At 73.6% G+C, this 15,350-nt stretch carries 12 protein-coding genes and 1 riboswitch; of the genes, 5 read left to right on the forward strand and 7 right to left on the reverse strand.

The genetic code is table 11. The annotated features are described in order from the left end of the window. Positions 1 to 22: 22 nt before the first annotated feature. Positions 23 to 430, reverse strand: coding sequence for a coenzyme B12-dependent isobutyryl CoA mutase small subunit (gene icmB / locus C593_RS0111375; RefSeq protein WP_018847429.1), 408 nt, complete (start codon positions 428 to 430; stop codon positions 23 to 25). Positions 431 to 855: 425 nt separating this feature from the next. Between icmB and C593_RS0111380 the strand changes: the two genes are divergently transcribed. Next, a complete protein-coding gene (locus C593_RS0111380) occupies positions 856 to 1,800 on the forward strand; it encodes an esterase/lipase family protein (protein ID WP_486591121.1) in 945 nt (314 codons plus the stop codon). A gap of 219 nt (positions 1,801 to 2,019) precedes the next feature. Beyond that, entirely contained in the window at positions 2,020 to 3,666 is a 1,647-nt protein-coding gene (locus C593_RS0111385; RefSeq protein WP_018847431.1) for a M23 family metallopeptidase, read from the forward strand. A gap of 97 nt (positions 3,667 to 3,763) precedes the next feature. Here the strand turns inward: C593_RS0111385 and pcrA are convergent, their stop codons facing one another. Then, positions 3,764 to 6,247 carry a DNA helicase PcrA gene (gene pcrA / locus C593_RS0111390; RefSeq protein ID WP_018847432.1) on the reverse strand — a complete coding sequence of 828 codons (2,484 nt, stop codon included), beginning with the start codon at positions 6,245 to 6,247 and terminating at the stop codon, positions 3,764 to 3,766. A gap of 233 nt (positions 6,248 to 6,480) precedes the next feature. After that, positions 6,481 to 6,643: riboswitch (cyclic di-AMP (ydaO/yuaA leader) on the forward strand. Between the two features lie 2 nt (positions 6,644 to 6,645). Here pcrA and C593_RS0111395 point away from each other — a divergent pair. Beyond that, complete coding sequence (locus tag C593_RS0111395) at positions 6,646 to 7,836, forward strand: C40 family peptidase (protein WP_018847433.1); 1,191 nt, start codon at positions 6,646 to 6,648, stop codon at positions 7,834 to 7,836. Between the two features lie 191 nt (positions 7,837 to 8,027). On the opposite strand, the gene C593_RS0111400 is transcribed toward C593_RS0111395, so the two are convergent. Further along, on the reverse strand, positions 8,028 to 8,381 hold the full coding sequence (locus tag C593_RS0111400; RefSeq protein WP_018847434.1) for a hypothetical protein: 354 nt from the start codon (positions 8,379 to 8,381) through the stop codon (positions 8,028 to 8,030). A 241-nt stretch (positions 8,382 to 8,622) separates the two neighbouring features. On the opposite strand from C593_RS0111400, the gene C593_RS0111405 reads away from it, so the two are divergent. Further along, on the forward strand, positions 8,623 to 9,738 hold the full coding sequence (locus tag C593_RS0111405; protein ID WP_018847435.1) for an NlpC/P60 family protein: 1,116 nt from the start codon (positions 8,623 to 8,625) through the stop codon (positions 9,736 to 9,738). Between the two features lie 211 nt (positions 9,739 to 9,949). On the opposite strand, the gene C593_RS0111410 is transcribed toward C593_RS0111405, so the two are convergent. Then, on the reverse strand, positions 9,950 to 11,032 hold the full coding sequence (locus C593_RS0111410; protein ID WP_018847436.1) for a serine hydrolase: 1,083 nt from the start codon (positions 11,030 to 11,032) through the stop codon (positions 9,950 to 9,952). Continuing rightward, the gene (locus C593_RS0111415) at positions 11,029 to 11,919 is read right to left on the reverse strand and encodes a LysR family transcriptional regulator (RefSeq protein ID WP_018847437.1); all 891 of its coding nucleotides are present in this window, start codon (positions 11,917 to 11,919) and stop codon (positions 11,029 to 11,031) included. The genes C593_RS0111410 and C593_RS0111415 overlap by 4 nt, the downstream gene beginning before the upstream one ends. 171 nt (positions 11,920 to 12,090) lie before the next feature. Between C593_RS0111415 and bla the strand changes: the two genes are divergently transcribed. Further along, positions 12,091 to 13,026 (forward strand): class A beta-lactamase, encoded by a 936-nt coding sequence (gene bla / locus C593_RS0111420; protein WP_486591122.1) that lies wholly within the window; start codon positions 12,091 to 12,093, stop codon positions 13,024 to 13,026. A gap of 181 nt (positions 13,027 to 13,207) precedes the next feature. Here bla and C593_RS0111425 read toward each other — a convergent pair whose 3' ends face one another. Further along, positions 13,208 to 13,936 carry a response regulator transcription factor gene (locus tag C593_RS0111425; RefSeq protein ID WP_018847439.1) on the reverse strand — a complete coding sequence of 243 codons (729 nt, stop codon included), beginning with the start codon at positions 13,934 to 13,936 and terminating at the stop codon, positions 13,208 to 13,210. Further along, positions 13,933 to 15,207 carry an ATP-binding protein gene (locus C593_RS0111430; protein WP_018847440.1) on the reverse strand — a complete coding sequence of 425 codons (1,275 nt, stop codon included), beginning with the start codon at positions 15,205 to 15,207 and terminating at the stop codon, positions 13,933 to 13,935. The genes C593_RS0111425 and C593_RS0111430 overlap by 4 nt, the downstream gene beginning before the upstream one ends. Positions 15,208 to 15,350: the final 143 nt, after the last annotated feature.

Genomic DNA, 15,350 nt, shown 5'->3' on the forward strand with positions numbered 1-15,350 from the left:
GCCCCGGTCAGGGCCGGTCGCGTCAGACCGACGCGCGGACGTTCGCGTTGACCCACTCCACGATGGAGGTCGTCGTCGCGCCCGGCGTGAAGATCTCCGCGACGCCCTTCTCCTTCAGGGGCGCGATGTCGTCTTCGGGGATGATCCCGCCGCCGAAGACCTTGATGTCCTCCGCGTCCCGCTCCTTGAGGAGTTCCAGGACCTTCGCGAAGAGGGTGTTGTGCGCCCCGGACAGGATGGACAGCCCGATCGCGTCGGCGTCCTCCTGGATCGCGGTGTCGACGATCTGCTCGGGGGTCTGGTGCAGCCCCGTGTAGATGACCTCCATACCGGCGTCGCGCAGCGCCCTCGCGATCACCTTGGCCCCGCGGTCGTGCCCGTCGAGTCCCGGCTTGGCGACCACTACGCGGATCGGACCCGTCACACCCATCACTGCCTCCACCTACCGATGCGCCGCCTCCGGCACGGGTTCCGCGGGCCCGGGTGGGCGCGGAAGTGAACGAACGTTATCTCCCGGTGTCCAGCATCCCGCAAGCCGCCGTTTCGCGGTGGGCTGCGAGGGGGAAATCACACATGGGACATTTTCGCTGAGCGCCGTACCGGCCGGACCCGCGTACCCCACGCGCGGAGCCCTGCGGCACGGGCGCGAGGGAGCCGCCGCAGGTCCACGGAGCCTGCCGTACCACCGCGCCGAGAGCCGCACGGCACGGCGGTACGGCACATCCCCGGCCCGGGTCACGCTGCTTCTCCCATCAAGGGCGCGCGGGGCAGAGCCGCCTCCGCCGCGCCGGTCGGGAGGTCGCCGTGCAGGCTCCGCCGTTCCCCTTTCCTCCGCTGCCCTCCCTCATCCCTCCGCTGCCCTCACTCCTGACGAGCCTGCCGAACCTGCCCGGCTTGCCGAAACCCCTGGCCAACCTGCCGAACCCCCTGCCGGCCGTGCTGACGGGCGCGGTGCTGCGGGCGACCGCGCTGGAGCTGCTGGTCCTCGCGGGCCATCTCGTCCTCTACCCCACGGGCATCGCCCCGGAGCGGAGACCGCGCGCGACCCCCGCACCACAGCGGACCGGCGCCCCCGACACGCCCGGGACGCCCGTCCCCGCCCTCCTCCGGCCGGACACCGGCCACGGCGACGGGGGCGCGGGCGGGAGCGCCGGCGCCGGCGGCGTCCCCACCGTCCTCCTGCACGGCTTCGTGGACAACCGTTCCGTCTTCGTCCTGCTGCGCCGCGCCCTTGCGCGCCACGGCGGGGGACCGGTCGCCTGCCTCAACTACTCGCCGCTGACCTGCGACATCCGCACCGCCGCCGATCTGCTGGGCCGCCATGTGGAAGAGGTCTGCGCCCGCACCGGGCGGCCGGAGATCGACATCGTCGGCCACAGCCTGGGCGGGCTCATCGCCCGCTACTACGTGCAGCGACTCGGCGGCGACCGCCGGGTGCGCACCCTGGTCACCCTGGGCACCCCGCACGCCGGAACGGCCGTCGCGCCGCTCGCCGGAGTGCATCCGATCGTGCGCCAGATGCGCCCCGGCTCCCCGGTGATGGAGGAGCTGCGCCAGCCGGCCCCGGGCTGCCGTACCCGGTTCGTGAGCTTCTGGAGCGACCTGGACCGGATCATGGTCCCGGTCGAGACGGCCCGCCTGGACCACCCCGACCTGCTCGTGGAGAACGTCCCCGTCCAGGGGATCGGACATCTCGCCCTGCCGGTGCACCCGGCGGTCGCGGCCCGGATCCGCGAGTACCTGACACCCGGCCCGGCAGCGCCCGGTTCCCTTCACCGGGACGCCATTTCGGTCGCCTAGGCGAACCGTTCATCGAACGGTTATCGAACGTAGAGCCAAAGCTGCGCCCGCAGTCCGCCGAAAGGCGGCCGAATGCCCGTTTCCTCATGGCGGAGATACCGCCGAAGATTGTCGCCATCGCATACCGCCGGGTACAGTCGCGCCCACTGCTTCCCCCCGGGGCTCCGCACGCGGCCCGCCCCGGACGCAGGTCCTGCTGCCGAGGCGAGAGAGAAGTTGGTGAACGACCAGCACGCCCACGCCGGGTACGCCGGCTACACCACCGGCAGCTACGAATCCGACCCGCTCTTCGGGAACCTCCCGGGCAGTTACGAGTCCGGCCACAGCGGTCAGTACGACTCTTCCCAGTGGGACACCGGCGCACACCCGACCGCGGCACACGACGTCTACGGATCGTCGGAACAGCAGCACCAGCAGTACCAGCAGGTGCAGCAACAGGCCGCGTACGGAGAGCAGTACGAGCGGTACCCGCAGTACGACGCCACCGGCCAGTGGGACTCCACCGCCTGGAACCAGGCCACCGGCACCGGCCAGTACGAGGCCGCGGCCGCCGCGTTCGGCTACGGCACCACCGGCCAGTGGGCCACCACCTCCCTCGACGCCTCGTTCGAGACGGGCGCGTACGACGCCACCGCGTGGAACGCGGAGAACACGGTCGCGCCGGAAGCCCTGGTCCCCCAACAGTTCACGCCGGAGCACGAGTTCACCTCCGCCGAGTACGGCACCGGGCACGAGGCCGTACACCACGAGGCCACGGCCTACGACGCGGACGCCTACGACCTCGGCCAGGTCGACCCCGCCGCCTACGACTCCGGCTACGCGTACGAGACCGCGTACGACGCCGACTACGCGGCCGGCAACGGCGGCACGGACGAGGACGCCCCCGCCGCCGACGCGCACGAGGCCTACGACACGCACGAGGGTGACGCGCACGAGGGCTACGAGACCGCCGGGACACACCTCGCGGACGACGCCCACGAGGCCCAGGGCGCCCACGAGCCGGCGCACGAGGGCGACGACGAGGCGGGCGCCGAGCACCACAGCGCCCTCACCCAGACCATGACCGCGCTCCCCACCGCCTCCGCGGCCGCCCGCCCCGTCCGCCGCTCCGGCGGCGGCAGCCGCGGCCGGCGCCGGACGCCCGCGAAGCGCTCCGCCCTCCTCACCGTCGCCGTCCCCTCGGCCTGCGTCCTCGGCGCCGCCGGTATCGCGGCCGCCTCGGTCGGCGAACTCGGCGGCACCGAGAAGAAGGCGGACGAGAAGACCAGCCTGGCCGCCGCCGACCCCGGCGCGGTGAAGGCGGTCGAGGCCAACAGCAAGATGGACACCCAGCTCGCCGCCCTCAGCGCCGACGCCCGCGACTTCGGCGACCGTGCCTCCCGCACCCAGGAGCGCATCGACCTGAAGGAACGCCAGGCCGCCGAGAAGAAGAAGCGCGAGGAGGAGGCGGCCCGCCGTGAGGCGCTGCGCCCCAAGTTCGTCCTCCCCGTGAAGCAGGACGGCCTCAGCGCCTACTACGGGCAGTCCGGCGTCAACTGGATGTCCCTGCACACCGGTATCGACTTCCCCGTCCAGTACGGCACGCCGGTCATGGCGGCCACCGACGGCACCGTGCGCACCCAGTGGAACAGCGCCTACGGCAACATGGCCATCGTGACGGCGGCCGACGGCACCGAGACCTGGTACTGCCACCTCAGCAGCACCAAGATCCGCAGCGGTTCGGTGAAGGCCGGTGACGTGATCGCGTACTCGGGCAACTCGGGCAACTCGACCGGCCCGCACCTGCACTTCGAGGTGCGTCCGGGCGGCGGCTCCGCGATCGACCCGCTGCCCTGGTTCCGCAGCCACGGGCTCGACCCGACCTGACGGACACCCCGCACGCACCCGTGACGGAGGGGGAGGACCGCACCCGCGGTCCTCCCCCTCCGTCGTGTCCGTCGCGCCCGTCGGAGCGCCGTGTCCGTCAGAGCTTCTCGACCGGCGCGTACCGCAGCAGCAGCCGCTTCGGCTTCTCGTCGCCGAAGTCGATCGTCGCCTGCGCGTCCGAGCCGGAGCCCGTGACGCCGACGACCGTGCCCAGGCCGAACTGGTCGTGGGTGACCCGGTCCCCGACCGAAAGCGCGATCACCGGCTTGTCGGTGGTGCGCCGGGTCGCGAAGCCCGAGGCGCCGCCGCGCGAGCGGGAGGAGGAGAGGGAGGAGGTGATTCCGGCCGTCGGCCCGGCTGGCGCGGCCATCGGCCCGGTGCGCTTCCAGTCCAGGTGCGCCGCCGGGATCTCCTCCAGGAAGCGCGAGGGCGGGTTGTACGAGGGCTGGCCCCAGGCGCTGCGCATCGCGGAGCGCGTCAGGTACAGCCGCTCCCGGGCACGGGTGATGCCCACATAGGCGAGCCGCCGCTCCTCCTCCAGCTCCTTGGTCTGGCCGAGGGCCCGCATGTGCGGGAAGACGCCGTCCTCCAGGCCGGTCAGGAAGACCACCGGGAACTCCAGGCCCTTGGCGGTGTGCAGGGTCATCAGGGTGATGACGCCGGAGCCGTCCTCGTCCTCGTCGGGGATCTGGTCGGAGTCGGCGACCAGGGCGACCCGCTCCAGGAACTCGGCGAGGGTGCCCGCACCGTCCTCCTGGGCGCGGTCCTGCTCGAACTCCAGGGCCACGGCGGCCAGTTCCTGGAGGTTCTCGATCCTGGTCTCGTCCTGCGGGTCGGTGGACGCCTGGAGTTCGGCGAGGTAGCCCGTGCGCTCCAGCACCGCTTCCAGGACGACCGCGGGCCCGGCGCCGGACTCGGCGATGGTGCGCAGCTCCTCCATCAGGACGTTGAAGCGCTTGACCGCGTTCGCCGAACGGGCGGCCATGCCGTACGCCTCGTCCACCCGGCGGAGCGCCTGCGGGAAGGTGATCTTCTCGCGGAGGGCCAGGGCGTCGATCATCGCCTCGGCGCGGTCGCCGATGCCGCGCTTGGGGACGTTGAGGATGCGGCGCAGCGGGACGTTGTCCTCGGGGTTGGCCAGGACGCGCAGATACGCCAGGACGTCCCGGACCTCCTTGCGCTCGTAGAAGCGGACCCCGCCGACGACCTTGTAGGGCAGGCCGACGCGGATGAAGATCTCCTCGAAGACTCGGGACTGGGCGTTGGTGCGGTAGAAGACGGCGACGTCCCCCGCCTTCGCCTCGCCCGCGTCCGTGAGGCGGTCGATCTCGTCGGCGACGAACTGCGCCTCGTCGTGCTCGGTGTCCGCGACATAGCCGGTGATCCGGGCGCCGGCGCCGGCGTTGGTCCACAGGTTCTTCGGGCGGCGGGACTCGTTGCGCTCGATGACGGCGTTGGCGGCGGACAGGATCGTCTGCGTGGAGCGGTAGTTCTGCTCCAGCAGGATCGTGGTCGCGTCCGGGTAGTCCTCCTCGAACTGGAGGATGTTGCGGATGGTCGCGCCGCGGAAGGCGTAGATCGACTGGTCCGCGTCACCGACGACGCACAGCTCGGCCGGCGCCAGGTCCTCGTAGCCCTCGCCGACCAGTTCGCGCACGAGCGTGTACTGGGCGTGGTTGGTGTCCTGGTACTCGTCGACCAGGACGTGCCGGAAGCGGCGGCGGTAGTGCTCGGCCACCTCCGGGAAGGCCTGGAGGAGGTGCACGGTGGTCATGATGATGTCGTCGAAGTCCAGGGCGTTGGCCTCGCGCAGCCGCGCCTGGTACATCCGGTACGCCTCGGCCAGCGTCTTCTCGAACCCTCCGCCGGAGCCTTCTGCCTGGGAGGCACCCCCGTACGCCTGGTCGGCGAAGGTCTCCTCGTCGATCAGCTCGTTCTTCAGGTTGGAGATCTTGGCGCTGAAGGACTTCGGCGGGAACTTCTTCGGATCGAGGTCGAGGTCGCGGCAGACCAGGGACATCAGGCGCTTGGAGTCGGCCGCGTCGTAGATCGAGAACGAGGAGGTGAAGCCGAGCTTCTTCGACTCGCGGCGCAGGATGCGCACGCAGGCGCTGTGGAAGGTCATCACCCACATCGCGTTGGCCCGGGGGCCGACGAGCTGCTCGACGCGCTCCTTCATCTCCCCGGCGGCCTTGTTGGTGAAGGTGATCGCCAGTATCTGGCCGGGGTGGACGTGCCGGGCGGCCAGCAGGTGGGCGATGCGGTGGGTGAGCACCCGGGTCTTGCCGGAGCCGGCGCCCGCGACGATGAGCAGCGGCGAGCCGGTGTGCACGACGGCCGCGCCCTGCTGCTCGTTCAGCCCTTCGAGCAGGGCGGCGGCGTCCACGGCGGGGCGGGGGGCGCCGTCGCGGTAGTAGCCGTCGCGGGCGGGCGGCACGTCGTACGCGCCCTGGAAGAGGTCGTCCGGGATCGGCTCCGCGGCCGCTTCCCCGGGCGGCGGCGGAGCGTGCTCGTCCCCGTGCGGCTCCTCGTCGGGAGGCGTCAGGCCGGTCAGGAAGCTGTCGTCAAAGAGGCTGCTCATCGCCTACCGAGTCTAGGCGGAGGGACGGACACTCCGGGCCGCGCTTCCGGGAATGCCCGCCGGTGCACGGTGTGTGACCGGACGCCTCCGGGACGGGGTCACAACGACACGCCCCGAGAAAGGTCACGAAAATGTATCGGACATATCGAACACCAACCTTCACAGCACACACACGAATTGGTTAGCGTGCTCGATCAGACGGCCCGCAACCCTCCCGGCGAACCGCGTCGGACGGGCCGGCTGCGCCGAATCCGTACTCCTCGCAGGGCAGTTCGGAACCGGGGACCCAAAAACGCATCAACCGGGGTGAATCGGGCCGCGTTTCTCGCGCCCGTAGGGCATCTTCCGTTCGCCCGAACCCGACAGCTAACCCGGTAGGCGGTCCACGGAAGAAGGAGATGCCGGCCTTGGCGTCGCATCGCAGGACCCGCACACGCACCATCAAGCCCTCCCCCGCCGTCGGTTTCACGACGGCCGCGCTCGCCGGCGTCACACTGCTGTCGACACAGAGCGCGACGGCCGCCCCCGGTGAGCCGAAGCCCTCGATCGAGGACGTCCAGAAGAAGGTCGACGACCTCTACCGTCAGGCCGGAAGCGCGACCCAGGAGTACAACAAGGCCCGCGAGGCGACCGCGGAGAAGCGCCGCGAGGTCGACACCCTGCTCGACCAGTCGGCCGACCGGGCCGAGAAGCTCAACGAGTCCCGCCGCGCGCTCGGCACCTACGCGACGGCCCAGTACCGCACCGGCGCCGTGACCCCGACGGCCGCCCTGATGTTCGCGGACAGCCCGCAGGACTACTTCGACCAGTCGCGGCTCATGGACCGCATGACCGACCAGCAGCAGTCGGCGATCGCGGCCTACGAGACCGAGCGGGCCGCCGCGGCGAAGCAGCGCGCGGAGGCGGGCAAGCGGCTCCAGTCGCTCACCGAGTCGCAGCAGGCCCTGCGCACCAGCAAGCAGACCGTGCAGACCAAGCTGGCCGAGGCGCGTTCGCTGCTGTCCCGGCTGACCGCCGAGGAGAAGGCGCGGCTCGCCGCGATCGAGCGCGAGAAGGAGGCGGAGGCCCGCCGCAAGGCGGAAGCCAAGGCCAAGGCGGAGGCGGAGGCCCGCGCCGAGGAGGAGGCGGAGGCCGCCCGCCGAGCGCAGGAGGACCAGCAGCCGGGGACGGGCACGGGGACGGGGACCGGAACGGCCCCGGGCACCGGCTCCGGCTCCGGCACGGAGGACGGCGGGTACGCGGCCAAGGCCGACAAGGTCCTCGCCTTCGCCCGTGCCCAGATCGGCAAGCCCTACGTGTGGGGCGCCACGGGCCCCAGTTCCTTCGACTGCTCCGGGCTCACCCAGGCCGCGTGGAAGGCGGCCGGCGTGGACCTGCCGCGCACCACGTGGGACCAGGTCAAGGTCGGCACCCGGGTCGCCACGGCCGATCTGCGCCCGGGTGACCTGGTGTTCTTCTACGACGACATCAGCCACGTCGGCATCTACGCCGGAGACGGCACGATGATCCACGCGCCCAAGCCGGGCGCGAACGTCCGCGAGGAGTCCATCTACTCCATGCCGATCCACGGCAGCGTCCGCCCGGCCTGACCGCTACCGGACCTCACCGCACCTCACCGGGCCGCCGGCTCACCGGACCCGCACCTCTCTCCCCCCCCCCCCCCCCGCGCACGCCACGGGCGCGCGGGGGCGGAGCGAGCGCGGAGGGGCGCAGGCGTGGAGGCGCGGGGAAGGTGCACAGGCGTGGAGGCGCGGAAAGGTGCGGAGGGCGCGGGGACCGCTCAGGTCCAGAGCGTCGCGATGAAGACGTTGGCCACCGTCAGGCCGCCGACCGCGCCGAACAGCGCCTTGTCGACCGTCTCCTCGTCCCGCTTCACGTAGACCAGGCCCAGGATCACGACCAGGACGGCCAGCTTGATGCCGATCTTGAGGTTGTTCACCGTCTGGTCGTCCGCCTGGTTCAGGCCCACCAGCGCGACTCCGGTGACCAGCATCGTGACGGCGCCGTGCAGCATGGCCGGCGTGAAGCGCGCGGTGCCGGCGCCTATCGCCTTCATCTGGGTGAGAAAACCGCCCAGCAGCGACGCGATGCCGATGATGTGCAGGGCGACGAAGACATTGATCAGTACGTCCATGGGCCGGAGCCTATGCGGGGCCGGATCACCGCCCCCTGGTCAGGTAACCCTCAGCTCCGTCTCCGGTCGCCGGACCGCCGGTTGCCGATCATCGAGCGGTCACAACACCCGACCGGAACGCACAGGACCGGGCGGGTTCGGACAGTTCCTCACCTTGCGTCACCTCCCCGTGACCTCCGGGTCTAGCGTCCTGCCCCACGCACCACCGGCGACGGCTGGTGCGACGGATGACGGACGACGGATGCACGACCGACGACGGAAGTACGACGGAAGGAACGGCGCCACCGTGGCAGCGCACCGGAAACCCACCCAGCGCCCGCTCACCGGCCCGGCCGTCCGGGCCGCGGCCACCCTGGCCCTCGCGGGCGCGGCGACCACCACCGCGCTGGACTCCCCCGCCGTGGCCGAGCCCCGCCAGACCCCCGCACAGATCAAGGCGAAAGTGGACGCCCTCTACCGCGAGGCGGAGGCGGCGACCGAGAAGTACAACGGCGCGAAGGAGCGGGCAACCCGGTCCCTCGAACAGCTGGACGCCCTGCGCGACGAGGCCGCCCGGCGCACCGAGCGTCTCAACACCTCGCGTGACGCCCTCGGTTCCTTCGCCGGGGCCCAGTACCGCTCCGGCGGCATCGACCCCGGCCTGCGGCTCGCCCTCACCTCCGACCCCGGGGAGTACCTGGAGCGCGCCTCCCTCGCCGAGCGGGTCGGGGACCGCCAGGCCGCCGCCGTCGCCGATGTGCGCCGCCGGCTCCTGGACCTCGCCGGACTGCGCGCCCGCGCCGCGGACCGGACGCGGGAGCTGGAGCGGCAGCGGGACGAGGTCTCCCGGCACAGAACCGAGGTACGGAAGAGGCTCGCGGCGGCGGACCGGCTGCTCGCCCGCCTCACCGCGGAGGAGCGCACCGCCTACCGGAGCGGCGGGACCTCCCCGGCCTCCGGCGGCGAGCGCGCCCCGGACCGCGCGGGCCGCACCGAGGCGCCCCGGGGGCCCGTCGCCCCGGCGAGCAGCGGCCGCGCGGCGCAGGCGATCTCGTACGCGTACGGGGCGCTGGGCAAGCCCTACGTGTGGGGCGCGACGGGCCCCGGGGCGTACGACTGCTCGGGGCTGACGCAGGCCGCGTGGAAGGCTGCGGGCGTCTCGCTGCCGCGCACCACGTACACCCAGATCAACGCGGGGAAGCGGATCCCGCGCTCCCAACTCGCCCCGGGCGACCTGGTGTTCTTCTACCCGGGGGTGACCCATGTGGGCCTCTACATCGGCGGCGGCAAGATGATCCACGCGCCCCGGCCGGGTGCGCCCGTACGTATCGCGCCCATCACCGAGATGCCGTTCGCCGGCGCGACCCGGGTCGCCTGACGCGGGCCGCCGGACGCGGTCGCCTCACGCGGGGCGCCGGACGCGGTCGCCTGACGCGGGCCGCCGAACGCGGTCGCCTCACGCGGGGCGCCGGACCCGGGTTCCGAAGTCGGCCGACGAGCCCGTGCCCGGGAGGGTGCCCGGACTGCCGGCCCTCGGTTCCGTACGGACGTCGTCACGGGGCGGGCGGTCGCCTGGCTGTCGGCCCCGGTCAGACCAGCCCCGCGCGCAGCCGGTCGCGGAGCCGGCGGGCGACCTGGCCCAGCAGCGCGTCCACCCCGGGCTGGGTCCCTGCCGCCACCCGGGACTCGCTGAGCGCGGCCACCGCGTACCGGCGCCCGTCCGCGTGCTCGACCACCCCCGCCTCATGCCGCAGATTGAGCAGGGTGCCGGTCTTGGAGGACCAGGTGGCGGCGTCGGAGGCGAAGTCCGGGGCGAGACGGTGGCGGAGCACATTGTCGGCGAGCAGGGTGCGCAGCCGGGCGGCGACCTCCGGGTGCACCCCGCCCGACGGGTCCCCGCCCGACGGGTCCGCGCCCTCGGCGGAGGCCGGCCAGATCGCCTGGAGGAGGTCCACATAGGCGCGGGCCGTGCCCGTGTTGGCGCGGGAGACGTCGAGCTGCGGCACCCGGTGGCCGCGTCCGGCGGTCCCGGCGTCGATCGCGAGGGCGTGCGCCAGATGCGCGTCGGCCCGGTCGAAGCGTTCCTCCGGTGTCTCGCTGAGCTGGCGCGTGGTGTGCCGGACGGAGATGCCGCGCAGCCCGAGGCCGTGCACGATCGCGGCGACACGGGACGGCGGGGTCAGCGCGAAGAGCGCGTCGGCGGCCACCCCGTCGCTGATGCAGGTGCTGAGGTAGAGCAGGTCGTCGACGGAGATCCGCGCGGGGTGCCGGAAGCGGCTCAGGCCGGTCGGGCCCGGGGTGGTGATCCGCCCGGGCGCCACCTCGACCGCCGTCGCGCCGTCGAGTTCGCCGAGCCGGATGCGTTCCAGGGTGGCGAGTGCGAGGGGCACCTTGACCAGGGAGGCGACGGGCAGTTCGACGTCCGGGTCGATGCCCAGTTCCTCGCCGCTGTCCAGGTCCCGCACCAGGAAGGAGCCGTGCAGCCCGCCGTCGCGCAGGCTCCGCCGCAGCTCGGCGAGGAGCCGGGTCGTGGCGGACCCCACGGACTCCACGGGCCGCACCGACCCGCCGGACCCCACGGCCCCGCCCGGCCGCACCGACCCGCCGGACCCCACGGCCCCGCCGGGCGGCGCGGGCGCCGGGGCGGGACGGGCGGGGTCGGTCCTGCTCATACGCGCTCCTCCGCACCCAGGCAGCGGGCGATGCCCGCGCCGCATACCTCCCGGACGCGGGCCGCGCCGGGGTCCGTCGCGTCCGCCGCGGTGAGGACGAACCCGCGCGCGAGGCCCCGGTCCAGATCCTCCAACGGCCGCCAGTACAGGCCGAGTTCCCGCGCCTCGACCGGCGAGCAGAGCAGCAGGTCGTCCCGGCTCAGCACGTCCGCCGCCGCGGCCGCCTCGCTCCGGGCCACGGCCAGCTGCGCCGGGAGCAGCCCGACCGCGTCTCCCAGCCGCGCGAGCGGGTCCCGGACATGGGGGACGTCGTCCTCCGGCTGGAGCCACAGCCGGCGCGGCCGGCGCCCGACATCCGCCCGGCCGGGCCGCAGGGTGTCCAGATGGACGGGCCCGCCGCCGGGGTCACCGGCGGCGGCGACGCCCAGCGGCACGGTCCACTCCGCCTCGGCGCGGGGCGCCGCCAGGAGCGCGGCGCGCACCTGCCCGGACCGGACCAGGTCGGCGCGTTCCGCGGGCGCGGCGGGCCGGGGGTCGATCAGCACGTCCGCCGCGTGGGCGTCGGCGATCAGACGGGCGAGGGCGCCGGTCGGGGCGGCGGGCACCGCGAGCCGCAGCGGGCGGTGGCGCACGGCCTCCGCCTCGTGTTCCAGCCGGTCGGCGAGCCGCACGAGCTGCCGGGCCAGGGGGAGCATGTCGCGGCCGAAGGGGGTCAGTGTGGCCGCGCGGGAGGACCGGTTCAGCAGCCGCTCGCCCAGATGCCGTTCGAGCGCGGCGACCCGCCGGCTCACGACGGACTGCGCCGTGCGCACCGCCGCGGCCCCCACCGTGAAGCTGCCGTGCTCGCTCACCTCGACGAACGCCCGGCAGGCCGCGACCAGATCCACGCACCCACTATGCCAAAACAGCATGGGAGCGTGCGGGCGCGTCTTGGACGGCGGCGGGCGCCCGGGCGGAGAGTGGTGCCCGCCGCCGAGGACCCGCCCCGCGGGCGTGCCCGGCCCGGCTCCGCCCTGCCGTGTTCCGACGATCCGGAGGATTCCGCCATGCCGCACCGACTGCGCACCCGCCCGGCCACCGCCCTGATGGCCGGTGCCCTGACCCTCGCCGTGCTGTCGGGCTGCGGGCAGGCGACCGCCCCGCCCGGAGCTCCGGCCCCGGCCGCCGCCACCGCGTCGGCGGCGGCCTCCGCCCCGTCCGCGAAGACCACCGAGCGCCGGTTCCGCGCGCTGGAGAAGGAGTTCGACGCCCGGCTCGGCGTACACGCCGTGGACACCGGCACCGGACGCGAGGTCGCACACGGCGCGGACCGCCGCTTTGCCTACGCCTCCACCTTCAAGGCCCTGCTCGCGGGCGCGGTCCTGCGCGCCTACGGCATGGACGGCATCGACAAGGTGGTCACGTACACGGAGGCCGACATCGTCGAGTACTCCCCGGTCACCGAGGACTTCACCGACACGGGGATGAGCCTGCGCGAACTGTGCGCCGCCACCCTCTGGTACAGCGACAACACGGCGGCCAACGTGCTGCTGAGGGAGCTCGGCGGCCCCGACGCCCTGGAGAAGGTGCTGGAGGAACTCGGCGACGACGTCACCGAGATGGACCGGATCGAGCCGGACCTCAGCGAGGGGAAGCCGGGCGACGTCCGGGACACCAGCACCCCGCGCGCCCTGACCGCCGGCCTGCGCGCCTTCCTCCTCGGCGACGCCCTGGAGCGCCGCGAACGGGAGCTGCTGCGCACCTGGATGGCGACGAACACCACCGGCGAGACCCTGATCGCGGCGGGTCTCCCCCGCGACTGGACGGTGGCCGACAAGAGCGGCACCGCGGGCTACGGCGGCCGGAACGACATCGCCGTGGTGTGGCCGGACGACGGCGGCAACCCGATCCTCTTCACCGTGCTGTCCAGCCGCGACGAGAAGGACGCCGAGCGCCGGGACGCCCTGATCGCCCGGGCCGCGACCGTCGCCCTGGAAGGACTCGGCCGCCGCTGACCTCCCCGGAGGGCGGGCCCGTCGTCCGGCCCGGACGCGACGGCCCGGGCACCCCGCCCGGACGCGACGGCCCGGCACCGGGGCAGGAGCCTCGGACCAGGCGCCGCGGCAGGCAGGAGCCTCGGACCAGGCGCCGCGGCAGGCAGGAGCCTCGGACCAGGCGCCGGGGCAGGCAGGAGCCTCAGACCAGGCGCCGGGCCGTCGCCCACCGGGTCAGCTCGTGCCGGTTGGAGAGCTGGAGCTTGCGCAGCACCGCCGACACATGGGACTCGACCGTCTTCACCGAGATGAAGAGCTGCTTGGCGATCTCCTTGTACGCGTAGCCCCGGGCGATCAGCCGCAGCACCTCGCGCTCCCGCTGGGTCAGCCGGTCCAGGTCCTCGTCGACCGGGACCGCGTCGGTGGAGGCGAACGCGTCCAGGACGAACCCGGCCAGGCGGGGGGAGAAGACCGCGTCCCCCTCCTGGACCCGGAAGACCGAGTCCACCAGGTCGGCGCCCGTGATGGTCTTGGTGACATAGCCCCGGGCGCCCCCGCGGATCACGCCGATCACGTCCTCCGCCGCGTCCGACACGGAGAGCGCGAGGAAGCGGACGGGGTGCTCGGCGGCGCCCATCAGGGTCGCGCAGCGGCGCAGCACCTCCACCCCGCCGCCGCCCGGCAGATGCACGTCCAGCAGGACGACCTCGGGGCGGGTGGCGGTGATGACGGTGACGGCCTGGTCGACGTCGGCGGCCTCGCCGACGACCTCGACGCCCGTCTCCTCGGTCCGGCCGATCTCCGCCTGCACCCCGGCCCGGAACATCCGGTGGTCGTCGACGAGGACGACCCGCACCCGCCGCCCCTCCGCCGTCTCGCCCTTGCCCCGGCCCCCGGCACTCGCGCCGCCCGCTCCGCCCGGCTCGCTCATCCGTCCGCCCTCTCCATCTCCAGCTCGACCTCGGTCCCGCCGCCCGGCGCCTGCCGCAGCCGCGCCGTGCCGCCGTTGCGCTGCATCCGCCCGATGATCGACTCCCGGACGCCCATCCTGTCATCGGGTACCGCGTCCAGATCGAAGCCCGGCCCCCGGTCCCGCACCGAGACGAACACCGAGCCCGGCTCGACCTCCGCGTAGACCTGGACGGGCCCTCCCCTGCCACCGTACTTGGCGGCGTTCACCATCGCCTCGCGCCCGGCCTGGAGCTGGGCGCCGAGGCGCTCGTCGACCGGGCAGTCCCCGACCACGACCACCTCGACCGGCACCCCCTGCTGGTCCTCGACCTCGGCGGCGGCCCGCTTGACCGCCTCGGCGAAGGTGTCGGGCTCCGCGTCCTCGTCCTTGCCCGTGCCCTCGGGCCGGTAGAGCCAGTTCCGCAGCTCCCGTTCCTGGGCGCGGGCGAGCCGGCGCACCTCGCCGGGGTCCTCGGCGTTGCGCTGGATCAGGGTGAGGGTGTGCAGGACGGAGTCGTGGACATGGGCCGCGACCTCGGCGCGCTCCTGGGCCCGGATGCGCATGGTGCGCTCCTCGGAGAGGTCCTGGGTCATCCGCACCAGCCAGGGGCCCGCGAGGAGAGCGACCCCGGCGACGACCGCGATCACCGCCGTGAGGATGTTGCCGAGCTGCGCGGCCGAGCCCCGGACGACGACGAACAGGGTCAGCCCGGCGGCGGCCAGGGCGACCCCCGCCACGACCCGGACGGCCGGGATCAGCCGCCCCCGCCCGCCCGAGGCCGGAATCCAGCTCGCCCGGCGGGCGTTGTCGGCCTGCCGCCACACCAGGACCACACCGGCGCCGATGAGAAGGGTCGGCACGATGTAGCGGTTGGCGGTGTTGCTCCGGAGGTTCTCGACGAAGATCACGCCACCGGCGAACAGGGCGCACAGGGCCAGCAGTTGGCCCCGGTCCGGCTTGCGCAGCCGGCGTCGTCCGTCCGGCGCGGTGGCGAAGAGGGAACGGTGCTCGGCGGCCCGGCCGCCGACGCCGAGCGGGACGACGATCCAGAGGACCGCGTACGGCAGCGCGCCGAGGCCGTCCGCCATGAACAGGACCAGGAACACCAGCCGGACCCAGATGACCGGCAGCCCGAGATGGCCCGCCAGGCCGCGCGCCACACCGCCGAGCAGCCGGCCGTCGGCGCTGCGGTACAGCCTGCGCACGGGCGGCTCGTCGGTCTCGGTCGGACGGGCGGCGGCGACGGGCATGCCCCGATCGTCACACGGGCGCCCGGGGCGGGACATCAGGGCCACCCCCTGAACCGACCCTGAGACGACCCGGTTCCGCGCGCCCCGCGCGCCCGCGCCCCTGCCGGGTGGAAATCAGGGGACGTCCAGGGTCGGGGCGGCTG

The sequence above is a fragment of the Streptomyces sp. CNT372 genome (assembly GCF_000377145.1).